Annotated in this window: 22 protein-coding genes and 1 tRNA gene; 5 read left to right on the top strand and 18 right to left on the bottom strand. The window is 24.1% G+C overall.

All coding sequences use genetic code 11. The features are described 5' to 3' along the window. Positions 1-64: 64 nt before the first annotated feature. Entirely contained in the window at positions 65-916 is an 852-nt protein-coding gene (rpoH, locus tag AB4W46_RS00115; RefSeq protein WP_367678531.1) for an RNA polymerase sigma factor RpoH, read from the bottom strand. A gap of 129 nt (positions 917-1045) precedes the next feature. Continuing rightward, entirely contained in the window at positions 1046-1984 is a 939-nt protein-coding gene (ftsY, locus tag AB4W46_RS00110; protein ID WP_367678530.1) for a signal recognition particle-docking protein FtsY, read from the bottom strand. A 223-nt stretch (positions 1985-2207) separates the two neighbouring features. Here ftsY and rsmD point away from each other — a divergent pair, with 223 nt between their 5' ends. Together rsmD and AB4W46_RS00100 are read left to right on the top strand one after the other, a co-directional pair. Then, a complete protein-coding gene (rsmD, locus tag AB4W46_RS00105) occupies positions 2208-2768 on the top strand; it encodes a 16S rRNA (guanine(966)-N(2))-methyltransferase RsmD (protein ID WP_367678529.1) in 561 nt (186 codons plus the stop codon). A gap of 52 nt (positions 2769-2820) precedes the next feature. Then, positions 2821-3552 (top strand): ATP-binding protein, encoded by a 732-nt coding sequence (locus tag AB4W46_RS00100; RefSeq protein WP_367678528.1) that lies wholly within the window; start codon positions 2821-2823, stop codon positions 3550-3552. Between the two features lie 14 nt (positions 3553-3566). Here AB4W46_RS00100 and AB4W46_RS00095 read toward each other — a convergent pair whose 3' ends face one another. The 3 genes from AB4W46_RS00095 to AB4W46_RS00085 form a co-directional block, all read right to left on the bottom strand. After that, the gene (locus tag AB4W46_RS00095) at positions 3567-4142 is read right to left on the bottom strand and encodes an elongation factor P (protein ID WP_367678527.1); all 576 of its coding nucleotides are present in this window, start codon (positions 4140-4142) and stop codon (positions 3567-3569) included. A gap of 100 nt (positions 4143-4242) precedes the next feature. Beyond that, positions 4243-5886, bottom strand: coding sequence for a chaperonin GroEL (groL, locus tag AB4W46_RS00090; RefSeq protein ID WP_367678704.1), 1644 nt, complete (start codon positions 5884-5886; stop codon positions 4243-4245). Between the two features lie 52 nt (positions 5887-5938). Then, positions 5939-6232 carry a co-chaperone GroES gene (locus tag AB4W46_RS00085; protein WP_367678526.1) on the bottom strand — a complete coding sequence of 98 codons (294 nt, stop codon included), beginning with the start codon at positions 6230-6232 and terminating at the stop codon, positions 5939-5941. 240 nt (positions 6233-6472) lie between these two features. On the opposite strand from AB4W46_RS00085, the gene AB4W46_RS00080 reads away from it, so the two are divergent. Further along, a tRNA-Phe gene (locus AB4W46_RS00080) sits at positions 6473-6545 on the top strand. A gap of 34 nt (positions 6546-6579) precedes the next feature. Here AB4W46_RS00080 and mnmE read toward each other — a convergent pair. The 4 genes from mnmE to rpmH form a co-directional block, all read right to left on the bottom strand. Continuing rightward, positions 6580-7941 (bottom strand): tRNA uridine-5-carboxymethylaminomethyl(34) synthesis GTPase MnmE, encoded by a 1362-nt coding sequence (gene mnmE, locus AB4W46_RS00075; protein ID WP_367678525.1) that lies wholly within the window; start codon positions 7939-7941, stop codon positions 6580-6582. 33 nt (positions 7942-7974) lie between these two features. Continuing rightward, positions 7975-9591, bottom strand: a complete 1617-nt coding sequence (yidC, locus tag AB4W46_RS00070) for a membrane protein insertase YidC (RefSeq protein WP_367678524.1) — start codon at positions 9589-9591, stop codon at positions 7975-7977. A 79-nt stretch (positions 9592-9670) separates the two neighbouring features. Next, the gene (gene rnpA, locus AB4W46_RS00065) at positions 9671-10024 is read right to left on the bottom strand and encodes a ribonuclease P protein component (protein WP_367678523.1); all 354 of its coding nucleotides are present in this window, start codon (positions 10022-10024) and stop codon (positions 9671-9673) included. Further along, entirely contained in the window at positions 10021-10170 is a 150-nt protein-coding gene (rpmH, locus tag AB4W46_RS00060) for a 50S ribosomal protein L34 (protein WP_367678522.1), read from the bottom strand. Before rpmH ends, rnpA begins: the two co-directional genes overlap by 4 nt. 401 nt (positions 10171-10571) lie before the next feature. On the opposite strand from rpmH, the gene dnaN reads away from it, so the two are divergent. Both dnaN and gyrB read left to right on the top strand, forming a co-directional pair. Then, positions 10572-11672 carry a DNA polymerase III subunit beta gene (gene dnaN, locus AB4W46_RS00055; protein ID WP_367678521.1) on the top strand — a complete coding sequence of 367 codons (1101 nt, stop codon included), beginning with the start codon at positions 10572-10574 and terminating at the stop codon, positions 11670-11672. 127 nt (positions 11673-11799) lie between these two features. Further along, entirely contained in the window at positions 11800-14214 is a 2415-nt protein-coding gene (gene gyrB, locus AB4W46_RS00050) for a DNA topoisomerase (ATP-hydrolyzing) subunit B (RefSeq protein ID WP_367678520.1), read from the top strand. Between the two features lie 58 nt (positions 14215-14272). On the opposite strand, the gene atpC is transcribed toward gyrB, so the two are convergent. From atpC to mnmG, 9 genes are all read right to left on the bottom strand, one after another. Further along, complete coding sequence (atpC, locus tag AB4W46_RS00045) at positions 14273-14683, bottom strand: ATP synthase F1 subunit epsilon (RefSeq protein ID WP_367678519.1); 411 nt, start codon at positions 14681-14683, stop codon at positions 14273-14275. 19 nt (positions 14684-14702) lie between these two features. Continuing rightward, complete coding sequence (gene atpD, locus AB4W46_RS00040; protein WP_367678518.1) at positions 14703-16097, bottom strand: F0F1 ATP synthase subunit beta; 1395 nt, start codon at positions 16095-16097, stop codon at positions 14703-14705. A 43-nt stretch (positions 16098-16140) separates the two neighbouring features. Then, positions 16141-17016, bottom strand: a complete 876-nt coding sequence (gene atpG / locus AB4W46_RS00035) for an ATP synthase F1 subunit gamma (RefSeq protein WP_367678517.1) — start codon at positions 17014-17016, stop codon at positions 16141-16143. Between the two features lie 44 nt (positions 17017-17060). Continuing rightward, positions 17061-18608, bottom strand: coding sequence for a F0F1 ATP synthase subunit alpha (gene atpA, locus AB4W46_RS00030; RefSeq protein ID WP_367678516.1), 1548 nt, complete (start codon positions 18606-18608; stop codon positions 17061-17063). A gap of 20 nt (positions 18609-18628) precedes the next feature. Then, positions 18629-19162, bottom strand: coding sequence for an ATP synthase F1 subunit delta (gene atpH / locus AB4W46_RS00025; RefSeq protein ID WP_367678515.1), 534 nt, complete (start codon positions 19160-19162; stop codon positions 18629-18631). A gap of 14 nt (positions 19163-19176) precedes the next feature. Continuing rightward, on the bottom strand, positions 19177-19647 hold the full coding sequence (gene atpF, locus AB4W46_RS00020; protein WP_367678514.1) for a F0F1 ATP synthase subunit B: 471 nt from the start codon (positions 19645-19647) through the stop codon (positions 19177-19179). Between the two features lie 51 nt (positions 19648-19698). Further along, a complete protein-coding gene (atpE, locus tag AB4W46_RS00015; protein WP_367678513.1) occupies positions 19699-19941 on the bottom strand; it encodes a F0F1 ATP synthase subunit C in 243 nt (80 codons plus the stop codon). A gap of 26 nt (positions 19942-19967) precedes the next feature. Further along, the gene (atpB, locus tag AB4W46_RS00010; RefSeq protein WP_367678512.1) at positions 19968-20789 is read right to left on the bottom strand and encodes a F0F1 ATP synthase subunit A; all 822 of its coding nucleotides are present in this window, start codon (positions 20787-20789) and stop codon (positions 19968-19970) included. Positions 20790-20922: 133 nt separating this feature from the next. Beyond that, the gene (gene mnmG / locus AB4W46_RS00005) at positions 20923-22800 is read right to left on the bottom strand and encodes a tRNA uridine-5-carboxymethylaminomethyl(34) synthesis enzyme MnmG (RefSeq protein ID WP_367678511.1); all 1878 of its coding nucleotides are present in this window, start codon (positions 22798-22800) and stop codon (positions 20923-20925) included. Positions 22801-23275 lie beyond the last annotated feature (475 nt).

Here is a 23275-nt window from a genome sequence, read left to right as displayed (position 1 = left end):
TTATAAATAATATTTAATCTCATAAAAATTTTAAAAAAATATCATAATTAATAATAAGTTATTATTAAATAATCTCTTTTTTTAATTTCATAATTGCAATTTTTTCTAATTGACGAACACGCTCTGCAGAAATTCCATATATATTTGCTATATTTTGAAGAGTAACTTTATTATTTTTATTTAACCACCGTTGTTTAATAATATCCCTGCTTCGTTCATCTAAATTTAATATTGCATTATGCAATTTATTTATCTGATATTTGTTCCAATTTTTATTCTCAAATTTCAATGCAAAATCTGATTTAACATCTGTTAAAAATGAAATAATATTGTTCGATACTGGAAAAAATTGATACTGTTTATCTTCTTTATGTAAATGAATATCTCTAACAAAAATTTTTTTTTCCATATCTTGAACATCACGACTAGTAACACCTAACTCTCTAGCAATAATCTCTAATTCATCACTATTACACCAACCTAATTTTTTTTTTATTTTTCTTAAATTGAAAAACAATTTCCTTTGAACCTTGTTAGTTGCAACTTTTACAATTCTCCAATTACGAAGTATGTAATCATGTATCTCCGACTTAATCCAATATACCGCAAATGATATTAAACGAACTTTAATATTAGGATTAAAACGACGTAATGCTTTCATTAAACCCAAATTACCTTCTTGAATAATATCTGATTGTGACAATCCATATCCTGAATAATGACGAGCAATATGTATTACAAATTTTAAATTAGATAAAATAACCATTTTTGCAGCTTCATAATCAGATTTATAATACACTTTTTTTATTAAAATACGCTCTTCATCATGAGATAATAATTTCCAAGAATTCACAGTATAAATATAAGAACTCAAATCTTTCAAAGAAAGTGTCTTCAAAAACTGTATATTATGCATGATTAATTTTCCTAAATCAATCAACATTTTAAAAATATATTCAACATCATCATTGATTCATGATATAAAAATATTTATACATAATTAACGATTTATGAAAATGTTTACTATATTTAATAATGAATAAAATTATAATTTATACTTTTCTAAAAATAAATTTTCAACAAAATCTTCAGAATGAAAATCATGTAAATCATTCATATTTTCACCTATTCCAATGTATTGAATAGGAATTGAGAATTGATCTAAAATCGAAAATATAATTCCTCCTTTAGCCGTACCATCCATTTTCGTGATAACAATACCTGTCAAATTTTTTAATTCTTCATGAAAAACATGAACTTGTTGCATAGAATTTTGACCATTACATGCATCTAATACTAGTAAAACCTCATTTGGAGCATAAGAACATTTTTTTTTAATCACTCTAACATTTTTTTTTAATTCTTCCATAAGAAAAGACTTATTATGTAATCGACCAGCAGTATCAACAATTAATATTTCAAAATTATTACTTTGAGAAAAATTAATTGCATCAAAAATTACAGAAGATGAATCAACTCCATAATTTTTATGAAAAACAGGAACAGAAATTCTTGAACCTAATGTTTTTAATTGTTCGATTGCAGCAGATCGAAAAGTATCGCTAGCGGATAATAATACAGATTTTCCTAATTGCTTATATAAATAAGCTAATTTAAAAGCAGTTGTAGTTTTTCCAACTCCATTGACACCAACTAATAAAATAATGTAAGGTATCTTATTTATTTTAGAAGTAATATTATAAACCTTTTTATTATGAGTATTCAAAATTTTTAATAAAAAACGTTTTAATTCTAAATATATATCTTTTTCTTCAGAAATTTTGTTATTTTCTTTTTGAGAAATTAAATATTTCAAGATATTTTTAGTGGTTAAAAATCCAAAATCAAATTTTAATAATCTTTTTTCTAGTTTTTTAAAACTATCATTATCAATATTTTTTTTATAAAAAATCTTCTTTATTTTATAAAGAAAATTATTTTTAGTATTTTTAAAACCAAAAGCAATTTTTTTAAAAATATTCATATCAACAATACTAATAGAAAAATCTGTGATACTGTTTTAATGATGTAATATATTTATGAAACTCTTACATTTACAACAATATTAAAAGATTTATATAAAATATAACATTATTAAAACAATAAAATATTGCCTTACAAAAAATTATTCTATAAATGTAAGGTTAAAAATATTATATAATCAAATATTATAACAAAAATATCAATTTCATACCATTAAATAATAAATGAATAAAAAAATAAAAATTATTTCTGGATATTTAAAAGGACAAATTATTCAAACCATTAATCATCGAAATTTACGTCCAACTACCAATAGAATAAGAGAAACACTATTTAACTGGATATTTAATAAATTACCATTTTCAAAATGTCTTGATAGTTTTTCTGGAAGCGGTAGTTTAGGTATTGAAGCTATTTCTCGTTACGCAATACAAACAACATTTTTAGAAAAAAATAGAATTATCATTAAAAATTTAAAAAAAAATATTTTTCGATTAAGAATTAATAATGCTCATATTATACATACTAATACTTTAGTATGGATAAAAAAATCGATATATCAGTACGATATAATTTTTTTAGACCCTCCATATTATGATAATATTTTACAAAAAACAATTATTTTAATTAATAAAAATAAAATTATTAAAAATAATGGATATATATATATTGAAATGCAGCGAAATACCAAAATACAATGTCCAAAACATTGGTTACTATTAAAGGATAAATATACTTCTAACATTCATTATCAATTATATCTATGTAAATATCAATTAAAATAAATAATAGAAATTAAAAATTTTGTGCACTATATGTTTATAATAAGGTTGCATCATGCAAAATATAAAAATTATTCAAAAACTAAAAAATATTATTCCAAATCACATTATACCAAAATTTAAAAATGAAATCGATTTATTAATATGGAAAAAAAAACAAGAAAAAATATTTTCAAAATACATAATAAAAAACAACAAAAAAAATAAAATTCAAAATATCATAAAAAACTCTGGAATTAAAGAATTATATAAAAAATGTTCTTTTCAAAACTATCAAATAGAACACAAGGGTCATGAACAAGTTCTATTATTATCTAAAAATTACATTAAAAAATTTAACCAACATCCATCAAATTTTATTTTTTTAGGAAAACCAGGAACTGGTAAAAATCATTTAGCATGTGCTATTAGCAATCATTTAATAGAAAATGAAAAAAAAGTTCTTCTTATAACGATTTCAGATTTAATGTTAAAAATTAAATCACAATTTAATAGTATTGACAAAAAATATAATGTTGAAAAATTTATACAGTATCTCACAACAATAGATTTATTAATATTAGATGGAATAGGAATACAAAAACATTCAAGATACGAAAACTTGATTATTAATCAAATTATTGAAACACGATCTTCTTCAAAAAAATCAACTGGTATGTTATCTAATTTAAATTTTTTTGAAATCAAAAAACTACTTGGGGAGAGAATTATTGATAGAATGAAATCAGGAAATAGTTTATGGTTGAATTTTAACTGGAAAAGTTTTCGAAAAAAAATAAACTATTAGATTTAAATTAAAATCTATTTATTAATTCGAGAATGATATTTACCAGTTATGGTATTAATTTTTATGATATCACCAATTTTAATAAATAAAGGAACTTTCATAACAACACCAGTATTTAATTTACACAACTTGAATCGTGCATCACTCATAATAAAATTACACTTAAGATTCGAAATATTAGATATAACTTTTAAATCAACAAATTTCCCTACTGATATTGAAATTGGTTGATCATTCCATAATGTAACATTATAATCTTTGTGCTCTATTAACCATTTATTTTTATTTTGTATAACATATTTATTTAATTCAAATTGCTCAAAAGTATCTCTTTTCATAAAATACCAAAATTGAAAATCACAATACAAATACATCATTTTAACATCTATAATATCTGTGCTGCACAAGTAATCCGTTGAACGAAACGTTTTTTCAATTAGTTGACCCGTTAATAATTTTCTTAATTTAACTCGCGAAAACACCTGTCCCTTACCAGGTTTAACAAATTCAACATTTTCGATTTCACAAGGTTGTTTATCAAGCAAAACTTTTAAACCAGATTTAAATTGATTAATATAATATAATATCATAAATTTTATTCTTCATAACTTTTTTTAATAATTACCCTATGTTGTTATATAACACTGGGTTTCATTAGGGTAATTATTAATATTCTCAAAAAAATATCAACTACATCATACCGCCCATTCCACCCATTCCACCAGGAGCAGGAGGAGTAATATCTGTTTTTTCATCTTTTGGTAGATCTGTAACCATACATTCTGTAGTAATCATTAATCCAGCAACAGATGCTGCATATTGTAAAGCAGAACGAGTAACTTTAGTTGGATCTAATATTCCAAAATTAATCATATCACCATATTGATCTGTAGCAGCATTATAACCATAATTTCCTTTTCCATCTTTTACATTATTTGCTACTACGGATGGTTCTTCACCAGAATTTGAAACAATTTGACGTAAAGGAGCTTCCATTGCACGTAATGCAACACGGATCCCAACATTTTGATCTTCATTTTGTCCAGATAAACTAGAAATTCTTCCAGCAACACGAACTAAAGCTACTCCACCACCAGCAACTACGCCTTCTTCTACTGCTGCACGAGTTGCATGTAATGCATCTTCAACACGAGCTTTTTTTTCTTTCATTTCAACTTCAGTTGCAGCTCCGACTTTTAATACCGCAACACCACCAGATAATTTAGCTAAGCGCTCATTTAATTTTTCTTTATCATATTCTGAGGTTGCATCTTGTATTTGTTGACGAATTTGCTTAATACGATTTTTAATGTCACTCTTATTTCCAATACCACCAATAATTGTAGTTGTATCTTTGGTAATGACAACACGTTTTGCTTGACCTAAATCTTCTAAGGTTGATTTTTCTAGTTCCATTGCTAATTCTTCAGAAATAACCGTACCAGAAGTTAAAATAGCAATATCCTGTAACATAGATTTTCTACGATCACCAAAACCTGGAGCTTTAACAGCCGCAACTTTAACAATCCCTCTCATAGAATTTACTACTAAAGTTGCTAACGCTTCGCCTTCTAAATCTTCAGAAATAATTACTAAAGGCTTACTAGATTTTGCAACAGATTCTAATAATGGTAAAAGCTCACGAATATTAGAAATTTTCTTATCAGCCATCAAAATATAAGGATTATCTAATTCTACAATTCCAGTTTCAGATTTATTAATGAAATAAGGAGATAAATATCCACGATCAAATTGCATACCTTTTACAACTTCTAACTCATCTTGTAAACCTGTTCCTTCTTCCACTGTAATAACACCATCATTTCCTACTTTTTCCATAGCTTCAGAAATTAACTTACCAACTGTTTCATCAGCATTCGCTGATATTGTTCCAACTTGTGTAATTTCTTTAGAATCAGAACAAGGAACTGACATATTTTTTAACTCTTTTACAGCACTTACTACTGCTTTATCAATTCCTCTTTTTAAATCCATAGGATTCATACCAGCAGCAACCGCTTTTAATCCCTCATTAACAATTGCTTGAGCTAATAAAGTTGCAGTTGTTGTACCATCTCCAGCAGCATCATTAGCTTTTGATGCAACTTCTTTAACCATTTGAGCACCCATGTTTTCGAATTTATCTTCTAATTCAATTTCACGAGCTACAGATACTCCATCTTTAGTTATACTAGGAGCTCCAAAAGATTTATCTAGAATTACATTTCGACCTTTAGGACCTAAAGTAACTTTTACAGCATCTGCTAATACGTTTACACCTCTTAGCATTTTTACTCTAGCTTCATTACCGAACTTTACATCTTTAGCTGCCATTTTCATATTCCTTAAAATAAAAATATATTTTTAAAAATTTATAAAGAATATATTATTTTTCAACAATTGCTAAAATGTCACTTTCAGTTAAAATTAATACTTCTTCGTTATCTATTTTTTCAATTTTTGCACCATAACCTTCATTAAAAACTACAACATCACCGACTTTCACATCTAATGATTTAATTGTTCCATTATCTAGAATTCGTCCGTTTCCAACAGCAATTACTGTTCCTTGGGTTGATTTACCGGCAGAAGAACCAGTAAGAAAAATACCGCCTGATGATTTTAATTCAACTTCTTTTTTTTTAATAATAACACGATCATGTAATGGTCGAAGTTTCATACAATAATACCCCTTTTAATCCCTTGAAATTAGTTTCGTAACAGTGAATTTTATATTAATGTATGTATTATAAAAATAAAAGTAATACCTTTCTATTTTAATTATAAAGATACATATAAAAACTTTCAACAATAAAATAAAATTTTTATTTTTAATAATAAAATAAAAAATATTGATTCTGATTACAAATAAAATTATTGACAGTAACATCAATTATATGTTTTAATAATAATTAAACTTGCCCGAATAGCTCAGTTGGTAGAGCAGGGGACTGAAAATCCCCGTGTCGGTGGTTCAATTCCGCCTTCGGGCAAGTTCTTCTGATAATATTTAATTTTTTATATTTTCTACTTTCCAATACAAAATTCTTGAAAAATAGAATTTAAAATTTCTTTAGATGTTACTGCACCTGTAATACCATTTAATAAATTTTGAACGTTTTTTAAACCTTCTGCTAAAAATTCAACATTATTTTCTTGTGACCAATTTTTTATAATATCTAGAATGCATAATTTTACATGATTTAAAATATTTAAATGACGACGCCGTGATAAAAAAACCGTCTCCGAATTACAATTATCATTACCAGTAAAATAAAAATATAAATGATTTTTTAAAATTTCAATTCCAAAACCAGTTTTTGCAGATATAAAAATATATGTATTTCCACCTCGGTATTTCTTAATTCTTGGTTCTTCTTTAGTCTGATCAATCTTATTAATAATGATAGTAAATTTAGTATTTGTATTAATAATTTTTAAAAAATTAGAAATCAAAAATTTCTTTTTATATAAAGAAAAAGTACTGTCAAGAACAAAAAAAATATGTTGTGCAGAATTGATTTGTTCTAATGTTTTATTAATACCAATTTTTTCAATAATATTTTTTGTTTCTCTAAAACCAGCGGTATCAGTAATTTGAAAAATCATTCCATTAATATTAATGTATTCATTCAAAATATCTCTCGTTGTTCCTGGAATTTCAGTAACTATTGCGGTATCATTTAATGTTAACGCATTAAAAATACTAGATTTTCCTACATTTGTTGGACCAACAATAACAACTTTAGGTCTTTCATGAATAATGGATCCTAATTTTGCGGAACAAAGAATATTTTTTACAATTAAAAAAATCTTATCTAATTTACTATCTATATCATGATTAGAAAAATTAATATCATCTTCAGGAAAATTTAAAGATGCTTCAACTTCAATACGAATACAGGTAACTTGAAAAATTATATCTTTAATTTGTTTTGAAAAAAAACCATTTAAAGACCGTAATGCTGATTTTACGTGTAATTCAGAATCTGCATTAATTAATTTTATAATAGATTCAGCTTGTATTAAATCTATTTTACCATTTAAAAACGCACGCTCAGAAAATTCTCCAGGTCGTGCAATACGTACGTTTTGAATCAATAAAATATTTTTTATAATTAAATCTAAAATTACAGGATTTCCATGTGTATGTAATTCTAATACATCTTCACCAGTAAATGAAAATGGTTTTGGAAACCATAATGCAATTCCATGATCTATAACTTCTCCAGAAAAACTTAAAAAATCTGTATAACATGCATATCTTGCTACTGGAACTTTACTTAAAATTTTCTTTGAAACATATTCAGATTTTGTACCCGATATTCTCAATACCCCAATTCCAGATCTACCATAAGGAGTCGCTTGTGCAATAATTGTATCATTCATCATGGTAATTATCTTTTTTATTTTCCGTCTTTATTATTCATTTAAAAACTTATATTTTTTATTTTTTTTAATATTATATTGAATAAATAATTGTTGCAATGCAGTCATAATATTACTAAAAGAATAATATAATAATAATCCAGATGGAAACCATAAAAAGAAAAAAACACAAAAAACTGGTATTAAATACATGAATTTTAAATTAATAAATTTAGGTAATGAACGCACTACAGCTGTTTTTTGCATAAAAAAAATCGTTAATGCCATAAATACTGGTAAAACATAGTATGGATCTCTGTCGGATAAATCATGAATCCAAAATATAAATGAAGCATGCCTTAAATCAATAGTATTAACTAGCATATAATATAGAGCAATAAAAATCGGCATTTGAATTAATACAGGAATTAAACCACTAAATGGGTTAACTTGATACTTTTTATACAAATTCAATGTTTCTGAATTAATTTTCTTTTTATTATCTTTAAATTTTTGTTTTATTTCATTAATTTTTGGATGTAAAATTTTCAATTTAATTGAAGAAATATACTGTGATTTTAGTAAAGGATAAGTAATGATACGCATAATAATTGTAATAAAGATAATTGAGTAACCCCAATTATTAAATAATAAATTTAATATTTTTAAGAAACAAAATAATGGTCTTGAAATAAATCCAAACCAACCATAATCTATTATTAAATCAAAATTAGGAGCTACTAATTTCATTTTATATGGAATATTAGGTCCCATCCATAAATTTACCCGAATAATTTTTGAAGAGTAAGATGGTATAGTGCATTTTAATATATAACCTACAGTCAACGCATTACTGTTGTTGAGATGAGTATAAACTATGTGTTTATCACAAGTATTTAAAATCCAAGAAATAGAAAAATATTTTTGAAAAATAGAAATCCAACTATAGTGTGAATTTAAATAAAAATTATGATGTTTTTTTAAATCTGAAAAAGAAAGTTTATGATACTTTTTATCACAATTAGAGTATGCAATATTTGAAAACTGATTCGTTAATGCATTTTTATAAATATGAAAAATGGATTTTTTTATATAAAAACTTTTTTTTACTGCACCAAAAATTGAACATGATGATGAATATTTATTAAAATTACAAATTTTATAATCAATACCGATATTATATGATCCTTTTTGAATAATAAACGTTTTTACAATACGAATTCCATTACTTTTTATAGATACAATAGGTACAAATAATATCTTTTGCCCATTTAATAATAAAAAATTACAATGCGATGTTGTATAAAAAAATTGTTTTTTATTTTTAAATATATCATTATGATTATTTATTATTCCACTCATAATCTCATAATGATGATTATTACAATTTAACAACTTAAGTTTTTGAAATGACTGTGAAGTAGAATGATATTTTAATAACCTACTTTCACATATTTCACCGCTATATAAATCTACAGTAAAATCAATAACATCACTTTTAATATGTAAAAATCTTTTATTTTTTTTTGAATTTAATACAGGACGATATTGTTGATTTTGTATTTTTATTTCTATGTTTTTTACATGATGTACTTTTAAATACCAGCATTTCCATAATATACATGAAAATAATACCAATAAAATAATCCATAAAACACGTCTCACACCCATGTGAAATATTCTCTTTATTTTCAAAACTTCTTCATTAAGTAAAAATTGTTATATCAAATTAAAATACTATAATAAAATTTTATTGATAATATTTCATCCATAAAATATTTAAAAAATCTCTAAATTTTTTTCTACATACTTTTAAACACGATATTTTTGCAATAATTACAAAATCTAAATTTAAAAGATAAGTCTTAATTAATCGAAAACTTTCTCTAATAATTCTTTTAATCAAATTTCTTTTATAAGAGTATCGAGAAATTTTTTTAGATACAATAATTCCTAACCTAGGATAATATAATTTATTTATTACTGTTAAAACTATAGCTAACGATGTATTTTTTTTATGAGAATTTCTAAATGCATGATGAAAATCTTGAAATGTTAATAGACGTGATTTTTTTTTAAAACAAAAAACCTGATTATTATTCATATAATTTTTGTAGAAACCGTTAATCGAATTCTTAATTTATTTCTTCGACGTGATAAAATAGCTCGACCAGATTTAGTTGACATTCTTGATCGAAAACCATGATTCCTATTACGCTTCACTAATGATGGTTGAAAAGTACGTTTCATATTTTCCTTATATTTATAAAATATTAAATTATAAATAAACAATATTTAAAATATTCATAATATAAATTCATATATTATACAAAACATAATATTACATAAAAAATTATATGCAATATTTAAAATATAAAAATATTCTATATAAAAATTATGATATCAAAAAAAATAAAAAACAAATAAAAATATATTTAATTATACATCATAAAACCATATTTATATATTAATTATTTTATAAAATATAAAATATAATAATTTTATTTAAAATAATAAAAACTATATTATTAACAAAATAATTAATAAAATTTTAAATGATATCAAAAATCATCATAAAAAATTTTTGAAAAATCTTTAAAATGATTAATAATCTTTAACTTAATTATAATATTGTATAAATTGTGATACACATGAAATTTACTATAAATAAAAAAACATTTTTAAAATCTTTACAAAAATTAAACAGCATTATTTCGATTACTCATGAAAATGAAGCAACTAAAAATATTTTATTAGATATTCATAAAAATCATGCATCATTTTTCAGTACTAATATTGAATTAGAATTAATTGATACAATTTATAATATAAAAATTGAAAAACCAGGAAAAATTCTTGTATCTGGTAAAAAAATTTTAAATGTTATCAGAAGTTTTCCAAACAACACAGAAATTAAAATTGAAATAATAAAAGAAATCATGAAGATTAAGTATAAAAATATTTGTTTCATGTTAAAAACACTTACATCAAATATTTTTCCAAAATATATCACTGAAAAAGATACATATAATATTCATATTCAGCAAAACATATTAAAAAAAATAATTGAAAACACTTATTTTTCAATGTCAAAAAACGATATACGTCACTATTTAAATGGTATAAATATCATAATTAATAAAAATAAAATTATTTCTGTTGCTACCGATGGTTATCGAATGGCAATATCTGAATTTAATAATGTAAATTTTAAAAAAAAATTATCAATTATTATACCTAGAAAAACTATTCTTGAAATATTAAAATTATTAAACAATGTTGAAAAAAAAATAACAATAAATTTTGGAGAAAAAAGTATTAAATTTATTTTAGATAATTATACTATTTCTAGTAGAATGATTGATCACAATTTTCCAAATTACAAAAATTTATTGATTCAAGATTTTGATAATAAAATTAAAATACCAAAAGAAAAAATCAAACAAGCTTTAAATAGATCTGCGATTATTACAGATAAAAACTTTCAGGGTGTCAGAATAAAATTTCATAAAGGTTTATGTAACATACACTCTAAAAACGAATATGAAGAAGAAATTTTAGAAACATTTGAAATAGAGTACTATGAACCATCAATAACATTAACAATAAATATTAATTATCTTTTAGATGTAATCAATGTTATTGATAATGATGTTATTACTATCTTACTCAGCAAAAAAAATGATAGTATATATATTCAACATTTAAAACAATGTCATTCATTTTATATAATTATGCCATTAATTTTATAAAAATAAGAACAATCATCACACATTATCCACATTCTATATATAAAAGTATATAATTTTTAAAACTGTACAATATTTTTCAGCATTAAAAAATGAACTCATTACATGAAAATATTGAATAAGGTAAAACATGTCTAATACGTATAATTCATCAAGTATTAAAATTTTAAAAGGATTGGATGCAGTTCGAAAAAGACCTGGTATGTATATTGGAAACACAGATGATGGAAGTGGTTTACATCATATGGTATTTGAAGTAGTAGATAACTCAATTGATGAAGCTTTAGCAGGATATTGCAAAAATATTAAAATAACCATTCACATCGATCAATCAATTACTATACAAGATGATGGAAGGGGAATTCCAACAGAAATACATCCTGAAGCTGGAATATCAGCAGCAGAAGTAATTTTAACCATGTTACATTCTGGAGGAAAATTTGATAATAATACGTATAAAATTTCAGGTGGATTACATGGTGTGGGTGTATCTGTTGTTAATGCTTTATCTCAAAAACTGCAATTAACAATATATCGAAATGGAAAAATATACCAACAAACTTATAGAAACGGTAAACCAGAAAAACCATTAATTATGACAGGAAAAACGAATTTAACAGGAACAAAAATACAATTTTGGCCAAGCTATAAAATTTTTACAAATGTTACTCATTTCCAATATGATACATTATCAAAACGATTACAAGAACTATCATTCTTAAACTCTAACATCAGAATTTCTATAAAAGATACTGAAAAAAATTTAAAAAATATATATTCATACTCAGGAGGTATTAAAGCATTTATAAAATTTTTAAATAAAAATAAACAACCATTGCATACACAAATTATATATTTTAAATCTAAAAAAAATAACATTACAGTAGAAATTGCAATGCAATGGAGTAATTCTTTTAAAGAAAAAATTTATTGTTTTACCAATAACATACCCCAAAAAGATGGAGGAACACACCTTTCAGGATTTAGAACGGCAATTACACGAACACTTAATAGTTATATTCAAAAAGAGGGATATAATAAAAAAAATAAAACGCAAACTACTGGAGATGATACACGTGAAGGTCTCAGTTCAATTATATCAATTAAAATGCAGAATCCAAGATTTTCATCTCAAACAAAAGAAAAACTCGTATCTTCAGAAGTAAAATCACCAATAGAATCTATTATTACAGAATATTTTTCAGAATTTTTACTAGAAAATCCAAAAGATTCAAAAATCATTATTAATAAAATACTTCAAGCAGCACGAATCAGAGAAGCAGCTAAAAAAATCCGAGCCATTAGTAAAAAAAAAAACACCATTGATGTACACGGATTACCAGGAAAACTATCAGATTGTCAAGAAAAAAATCCAAAACTTTCAGAATTGTATCTTGTAGAAGGAGACTCAGCTGGAGGATCAGCAAAACAAGGTAGAAATCGTAAAAACCAAGCTGTATTACCTCTAAAAGGAAAAATCCTGAATGTTGAAAAAGCAACATTCGAAAAAATGATTGCTTCTCAAGAAATTGGAACAATAATTACTGCATTAGGATGTGGAATTGGAAAAACAGAATATAATCCAGAAAAATTACGTTACCATTACATCATTATTATGACAGATGCTGATATCGATGGATCACATATTCGAACATTATTATTAACATTTTTTTATCGACACATGCGTGATATCATATCAAGGGGCCATATTTATATTGCTCAACCTCCATTATATAGAATCAAACAAGGAAAATCTTCAATATATATTAAAAATGAAAATGATATGTATAAAAAACAAATACAAATCTCTTTAAAAAACTTAATTTTTCAAAAAAAAAACCAAAATCAAAAAAATAACCATACTGAAAAATTTAAAAAAATAATCCTAGAATATCAAAAAATAAAAATTGGATTAAAACAACAACAATTCAATTTTTCTGATATTATTCTAAATGAACTAATACATCAACCTATATTAAACAACTTAGAAATCAAGAATAAAGTTCAAAATTGGATACAAAAAATTATCATAAAATTAAATAAATACTCAAAATATATTCAATATTCTAGTAAAATCAAAGAAAGTACTGAAAAAAAAATATTTGAACCTATTATTTTTGAATATGATAAATTAAATTCAAAAAACAAAACTTACTATATTACACAGAATTTTTTAATACATCCTATATATCAAAAAATTAAATATTTAAAATATCAATGGGATATTTTAATTAGTGAAGGAGATTTTATAAAAAAAGGAGAAAAAATCAAAACCATTATTAATTTACAATCCACAATACACTGGCTTCTACAAGAATCACAAAAAGAAATTCATATACAAAGATACAAAGGATTAGGAGAAATGAACCCAGAACAATTATGGGAGACAACTATGAATCCAAATACAAGAAATATGCTACAAGTTACTATTAAGGATGCTTATTCAGCAGATAAATTATTTAATACATTAATGGGTGACTTAGTAGAACCAAGAAAAAAATTTATTGAAAAAAACGCATTAATGGTAGAAAATATCGATATTTAATAATTTTAAATACTATAACAAAAACCATAAAATTAAATTTTTCATTTTTAAATATATTTTAATTTTTTCGGATCATTTTTAAAATACTTAATTGTTTCATAACCAAAAAAAGATCATGTTTTAAATTAACAATATTATTTTTATCATTACAAAGTTCAATCTTAATATTTAATTCTTCTTTTTTTTTTATTAAAACGCTATAGTTTAAATCTTTTACTAAAATTGCAAATGAAGATAGAACAATAATTTTTTTTGGTTGTACTTCTAGTATTCCGTCTTCAACATAAAAATGAATTTTTTTATTTTTTTTATTAAGTACCAATAATAGTCCTGGATGAATCATAGTTAATAATGGAGAATGTCCAGGATAAATATTTAAAACTCCCTTTATACTCGTAATATATATTTTTTTAACATTATCAGAAAATAATAACTTTTCATAAGTCACAATATTTAAAAAACAATACATAAATTACTTATCCTGTTATTTATAATGTTTTAGATTTTTCTATAGCCTCATCAATTGTTCCAATCATATAAAATGCTTGTTCTGGGACATCATCAAATTTACCATCAATGATACCTTGAAATCCTCGAATATTTTCTTTTAATGAAACATATTTTCCTGGAAAACCCGTGAATACTTCAGCAACAAAAAATGGTTGAGATAAAAATCTTTGAATTTTTCTAGCTCTAGAAACTAATAATTTATCCTGATCAGATAACTCATCCATACCTAATATTGCAATAATATCTTTTAACTCTTCATATTTTTGTAATATTGCCTGAACACCACGTGCAGTATTATAATGTTTTTCTCCAATAATTTCAATATCTAACTGTCGACTTGTAGAATTTAAAGGATCAACTGCGGGATATATCCCTAAAGAAGCAATTTGACGACTTAATGTAATTGTAGCATCTAAATGAGAAAAAGTAATTGCTGGTGCTGGATCCGTCAAATCATCCGCTGGAACATATACAGCCTGTATGGATGTAATAGAACCCTTTTTTGTTGAAGTAATTCGCTCCTGTAAAATTCCCATTTCTTCAGATAGTGTTGGTTGGTAACCAACTGCCGATGGAATTCTTCCAAGTAATGCAGAAACTTCCGTTCCAGCTAATACATATCGATATATATTATCAATAAATAATAGTACATCTTTACCCGAATCTCGAAATTTTTCTGCTACTGTTAATCCAGTAAATGCAACTCGTAGTCGATTTCCAGGTGGTTCATTCATTTGACCATATATTAATGCAACTTTATCTAACACTTTTGATGTTTTCATTTCATAATAGAAATCATTACCTTCTCTTGTTCTTTCACCAACACCAGTAAATACTGAATATCCAGAATGTTGAACTGCAATATTACGAATCAATTCCATCATATTTACTGTTTTTCCAACCCCAGCTCCTCCAAATAAACCAATTTTTCCACCTTTAGAAAAAGGACATATTAAGTCAATAACTTTAATACCAGTTTCTAATATTTCTTGAGAAGTAGATTGTTCTTGATAAATAGGTGGTTTACGATGAATTTCCCAGTGCTCTATATTTTTTTTTTCACCACCTATTGGACCCTTCATATCTATTGGATGTCCTAAAACATTCATAATACGTCCAAGTGTACATTCTCCAACTGGTACTTTAATATAATGACCAAGATTAGTGACTATTAAACCCCTTCTTAAACCATATGAAGAACCAAGAGCAATAGTTCGGACAATACCGGAACCTAATTGTTGTTGGACTTCTAAAACAACATTCATATTGTGATTTAATACTTCCAAAGCATAATAAATTTTTGGAATATATGGTTGTTCAAATTGAACATCTATAATAGCTCCAATAATCTGTACAATTTTACCTGTCTTCATAATTCTTTCCCTCAAGAATAAATTTTATAAACTTGGATTAATATTAACAAAAAACAGGTGATCCTGATATGATTTCTGTAAGTTCTTGTGTAATACTAAACTGTCTAGTTTTATTATACAATAAACCTAATTCTTTAATAATATTTTCACTATTATCTGAAGCAGTTTTCATGGTTATCATACGAGCTGAATGCTCACTAAGAATATTTTCTAAAATTAATTGAAAAACTTGAAAAATCATATAACTTTGAAATACAGTATCTAAAATTATTTTTTCTTTGGATTCATATATGTAATCCCATCGAGAATATTTTGTATATTTTTGGTCAAAAAAAATCTCTTCTTTTAATGGTAATAATTGAATAATGTGAGAATTTTGTAAAATTTGATTTTGACAATGATTACTAACAATCAATAATTTATCAATACGATTCTCTTCGTATTCTTGTATTATAAATTTTATAAACGGTATTAATTGTTGATATTTAATATTATCATCTGTATTAATCATTTTTTTTATATATATATTTCGTTTTTGTTTAAAAAAACTTATTCCTTTTAAACCAAAAATATATAAGTGATAAACAACATCCTTATGATTTGTTTTCATAATGTTAAAAATTTTTTTATAAACATTATGATTTAAATTACCACACAAACCACGGTTAGACGTAACAACCAATATTCCAATATTTTTAATTTCACGTTCTTTTTTCAAAAGAATATGCGAGTATTTTTTTTTCCGATTAAAAAAATGTGAAATTAAAGTTTTTATGTGAAATAAATATGGTTGACTAACTAGTAGTCGAGATTTTATTTTTTTTATTTTTGAAATTGCAACCATTTCCATGGTTTTTGTAATTTTTTTAGTATTCGTAATACTCAATATTTTATTCCGTATTACTTTTGTATTAGCCACTCATACTTCCTTATAATATAAAATATTAATCTTTATACATAAAATTAACAATTAATAAATACATTAGATTTAAATAACTCAATTTTTTCTTTTATTCTTTTTTTAATATTCAAATCATATGATTTTAAACAATTCAATTGATTCATAAAAACTTTATGATGATGATAAAAATATTCTAATAAAGATTTTTCAAATAATGAAATTTTATTAATATCAACATCTTCAAAAAAACCGTGTTCAGCAGAAAAAAAAACAATAGCTTGTTCTGCTACAGACATTGGGTGATGAGGTTTTTGTTTTAAAATTTCTGTAATTTTATGACCATAATTAAGTTTTTTTTTTGTAATATCATCTAAATCAGATGAAAATTGAGAGAAAGCTGCTAATTCATGATATTGAGCTAGTGATGTTCTAATAGTAGAAGATAATTTCTTAATTATTTCTATTTGTGCAGCACTTCCAACTCTTGATACAGATATTCCTGGATTAATTGCTGGTCTAATACCCATATTAAATAAATTCGATTCTAGAAAAATCTGACCATCTGTAATAGAAATAACATTAGTAGGTATAAAAGATGAAACATCTCCAGATTGTGTTTCAATAATTGGAATTGCTGTTAATGATCCTGTTTTATTATGAATCTTTCCTTTAGTTCTTTTTTTTACACTTTCAATATTTATTCTAGAAGATCTTTCTAAAAGACGGGAATGCAAATAAAAAATATCACCAGGAAAAGCCTCCCTACCAGGTGGTCGATGTAATAATAAAGAAATTTGACGATATGCAATTGCGTGTTTAGATAAATCATCATATACAATTAAAGCATCCTCTCCACGATCCCTAAAATATTCACCAATTGCACAACCAGAATATGGTGATAAATATTGCATAACTGGAGCATCTGAAGCTGATGCATTTACAATCACTGTGTTAGATAATGCTTGATATTTCTCCAATTGTTGTACTACATTTAATATTGTGGATTGTTTTTGACCAATCGCTACATAAATACAAAATACATTAGAATTTTTTTGATTAATAATTGTGTCAATCGCCAATGTAGTTTTCCCTGTTTGACGATCTCCAATAATTAATTCTCTCTGTCCTTTACCAATTGGAACCATAGCATCTATTGATTTATAACCAGTATATAATGGCTCTGTAACAGAAATGCGTTCAATAACTCCAGGAGCATCTTGTTCTATTGGAAATGATGATTCACTAATAATTTTACCTTTACCATCAATAGGTTCTCCTAAAGCATTAATAACTCGACCCAATAAATGCATTCCTACTGGAATTTCTAACATTTTACCCGTAGAATATACACGCATTCCTTCAGAAATATTAATATAATTCCCCAATACAACCGCACTGGTAATATCTTGTTCTAAATTTAAAGCTAATGCGTATAAATTATCCTGAATTAAAATCATTTCACCAAACATTACATTCGTAATGCCATGAATACGTATGATTCCATCACTTACAGAAGTAATAATACCCTCATTATTGATTTTTTTTAAAATATTAAAATCTTCAATTCTTTTTTTTATTATTTCACTAATTTCATTAGAATTTAATTGCATATATTATTTTTTCTCTTGATTTAAGATCTTATAAAATTATATAATTCTTGACACCGACTCAAAAGACAATGGTCAATTGTAAAATCATGTAATCGTAAAATAAATCCATACAAAATCTTTTGTTCTACTTTAAATTTAAAATTAATCTTTTTTTTAATTTTTTTTTTCATTTCGATAGAAATGGTTTTTTTTTGATGTTCATTTAATTCATTTGAAGTAATTAATTCTATATCAATAATATTATAATATTTGTTATATAATAATAAAAAATATTTTAAAATCATATCTATTAAACTTAAACGTTTATTTTGAATTAATATTTTAATAAAATTTTTAGTATATTGATTAATTTTACCATCATAAATAAGATTAAAAATCATTAATACTGTTTTTTCAGAATATATATCATTAAAAAAAACATTAACACTATTAATTTTAGAAATCTTAGAAAGTTTTAATAAATTTTTTTTCCATTGACACAATGTATTGTGCTGTATCGCAATATCAAATATAGATTTTGAATACATTCGTGCTATATTAATTTTTTTTTGCAAAATATACCTCAAAATTATAAATGATTTATTATGTGATCAATATTATATTGTGTATTTTCTTTTTTTATCGCATCATGTATTAATTTTTGAGCCATAATGGAAGCTAAATAACTAATTTCCTTTATTAAATCATCGCGAATTTTTATAGTTTTTATTTTTATATCCTCATGAGCTTGTAAAATAATTTTTTTTTTTTCATTTTGTGCTAAAATTTTAGCTTTTTCTAGAATTAATGCTTTTTCATTTTTAGCATTTTCAATGATTTCTAATGCTTGTTTTTTGGAAATATCAAGAATATTTTGAGATTCTATTTTCATCAAATGAATTTTTTTCTTTGATTTTTCAATTGTACAAAACTCATGAATAATTTTTTTTTTTCTTATTTCTATAGTTGAAATTAATTTAGGCCAAACATATTTCATGCAAAACCATATGAATAAAATAAAAGAAATACTTTGACCAAATATTGTAGCATTTAAATCCATAAGATCTGTTCCTCCTAAGATTAAAATATTTTAATCTAAAATATTTAATAATTATTTTGAAAATGAAAAAATCATGTATAAACCTAAACCAACAGCAATCATTGGAATCGCATCTACTAAACCCATTACAACAAAGAACTGAGTACGTAATATTGGAATTAAATCTGGTTGTCGTGCTGCACCTTCTAAAAATTTACCACCAAGAATTCCAATTCCAATTGCCGCACCAATAGCAGCCAATCCAATCATGATTGCAGCAGATAAATACAACATATCTAAATTTATATGATTCATTTCTTATCCTTTTTTTAATATATTTATTATTTATTTACCTTTTTAGATGCTAGAGATAAATATACAATGGTTAATGTCATAAAAATAAATGCTTGTAAAAATATCACCAAGATATGAAAAATAGACCAAGGAACACTCAATATCCATTGCAACCACCATGGTAAAAAACCTGAAATTAAAATGAAAATCATTTCACCTGCATACATATTACCAAATAAACGTAATGACAGAGAAATAGGTTTAGATAATAATGAAATTGATTCTAATAAAAAATTTATAAAATAAAAAATATAATGATCAAAAGGATGCATGATAAATTCTTTAATGAATCCAATAATACCTTTATATTTAATATTATAAAAAATAACCAATAAAAAAATCACAAATGAAATTGCAATAGTGACATTAATATCAGCAGATGGAACAATTCTTAAATATTTAATTCCAAAACATAAATGAAAAAAATATGGTAAAAAATCTATTGGAATTAAATCCATTGAATTCATTAATAATATCCATATAAAAACGGTTAAGGATAATGATGCAATAAAATTATTTTTTTTACAATATATGTCTTTTACATTATTGTTAACAAATTCTATAATTAATTCAATAAAAATTTGATATTTTCCAGGTTGAGTTATAGAAACTGATTTTGAAATTATATAAAAAAAAAATAAAAATGAAACACCTAAAATAAAAGAAAAAATTATTGAATCAATATTTAATATCCAAAATGAAGGTGTAGTATTATTATTGATAAAATGAAAATTTCTAATATCGATTTTTAAGTGTTTCAAATGATGATGAATATAATTTATTGGATTTAATATTTTTTCAAATATCATGTTATTTATTATCCTAGTATAGATAAAATTCTAATTAAAAATATTTCATGTTATAAAGTAATAAAAATTTATTTTAATTTAATAATTTTTAAATGAATCAATTATTTATTAAAATATCATTTCTATAAAATATTTAAAATATTTTTTTTTTAAAAAAAACTAATAAAATTGATATTGCAGCCGGAGTTACTCCAGATATTCTAGATGCTTGACCAATCGATACTGGTTGATATCGATTAAGTTTTATAATGACTTCATTAGATAATCCAATAATATTACAATAATCAAATTTTTTTGGTAAACTTATATTTTCATATTTTTGATATTTTTCAATTTCTCTATTCTGTTTAATAATATATCCTTCATATTTTATTTGAGTAAGTACTTCTTTCAATGCATTTCTATTAGAATTTTTTGGAAATAATAACTTTGATTGATAAATATTATTTACATTAATTTCTGTTCTTTTTAATAATTCAACACCATTAATATCATTTTTTATATTCATATTAAAAATTTTTTTTAAATCATTACATTCTTTAGAATGATATTTAATCTGAATTTTTTGTATTCTTTTTTTTTCTATTTCAATTTGTTTAATTTTTTTATTATATATTAACCATCTTAATTTATCAATTAAACCAAGTTTTTTAGCAATTTTTGTTAATCGTAGATCAGCATTATCTTCCCTTAAAATTAATCTATGTTCAGCACGTGCAGTAAACATTCGATATGGTTCTTTTGTTCCTTTAGTACATAAATCGTCTACTAATACACCTATATATGCTTCATTTCTTGTTGGATACCAACTATTACTGGATGAAGAATATAAACCAGCATTTAATCCTGCTAATAGTCCTTGAGCTCCAGCTTCCTCATATCCTGTAGTTCCATTAATTTGACCTGCAAAAAATAAACCTTTAATTATCTTACTTTCTAATGTTGGCTGTAATCCTATTGGATCAATAAAATCATATTCTACTGCATAACCTGGTTGAATAATTTTTGAATATTTAAAACCTTGAATAGTATTAATGAATTCTTGTTGAACATTAATTGGTAAACTTGTTGAAATACCATTAGGATACATTACATTACAATTCAAACCTTCAGGTTCTACAAATATTTGATGACTATTTTTATTAGGGAATCTTACAATTTTATCTTCAATAGAAGGACAATAACGCGGTCCAATTCCTGATATTTTTCCTGAAAATATTGGACTTTTATGTAGGTTTCTTTTAATAATATCATGTGTTTTATAATTAGTTGATGTAATATAGCATAAGGTTTGTTTTGGATATTTTTTAATACCATGAATAAAAGAAAAAACAGGTCTTGGGTTATCTCCTAATTGTATTTTTAATCTACTAAAATCAATAGTTTTTATGTCTAATCGAGGTGGTGTTCCAGTCTTTAGTCTTTTTATTTTCATTGAAAGATTTTTTAATGTATTCGACAATTTTATTGAAGAAAAATCATTGATTCTTCCACCATTATAATTTTTATCTCCTATATAAATTTTACCACCTAAGAAAGTACCTGTAGCTAGAACAACAGAATTAGAGTATAAATAAATATTTTTTATTGTTTTAACTCCAATAATACTTTTTTTTTTTATAATTAAATCATACGCTTCATCTTCAATAATATTTAAATTTTTTTGTTGAAATAAAGTTTGAAAAATAAAATTTTTATATAGTATTCTATCAACTTGAACTCTTGTTGATTGAACTGCAGGACCTTTAGTAGCATTTAAAATACGAAAATGTATACCAGAAATATCTGATGCAATTGCCATTATTCCACCTAAAGCATCTATTTCTTTAACTAAATGACCTTTTCCAATTCCACCAATAGATGGATTACATGATAAAGATCCAAGTGTATTAATTTTTTGAGTTAATAAATAAGTATTATATCCCATTCTTGAAGAAGCTAATGCTGCTTCTGTACCAGCATGTCCACCTCCAATTACAATAACATCACAAAAAACTCGATATGTACACATAAAAATATACCTTTTAACAATTATAATTTATAAATTATAATGAAAAAATTTTTAAATATAATAAAAGATTATCTTAAAAAATTAAATTATAAAATTTAATTCATTAAAATAAAAATTCATTAAAATATATATTAAATATTAAATTAATAAAATTTCATATTTTTATATTCAAAACTAGATTTTCATGGAAATAAGATTGCTTTTCCTTTGAGTTATTGTTGTTAGATCTTAAATTGACAAAGATGTTGTTTTTGTGTTATATGTAACACCGGAGTTGCATGGAAATAAGATTGCTTTTCCTTTGAGTTATTGTTGTTAGATCTTAAATTGACAAAGATGTTGTTTTTGTGTTATATGTAACACCGGAGTTGCATGGAAATAAGATTGCTTTTCCTTTGAGTTATTGTTGTTAGATCTTAAATTGACAAAGATGTTGTTTTTGTGTTATATGTAACACCGGAGTTGCATGGAAATA

It is taken from the genome of Buchnera aphidicola (Panaphis juglandis) (assembly GCF_964059065.1).
GTDB classification, from domain to species: domain Bacteria; phylum Pseudomonadota; class Gammaproteobacteria; order Enterobacterales; family Enterobacteriaceae; genus Buchnera_L; species Buchnera_L aphidicola_AM.
This window is presented reverse-complemented; position numbering and strand designations above follow the sequence as displayed.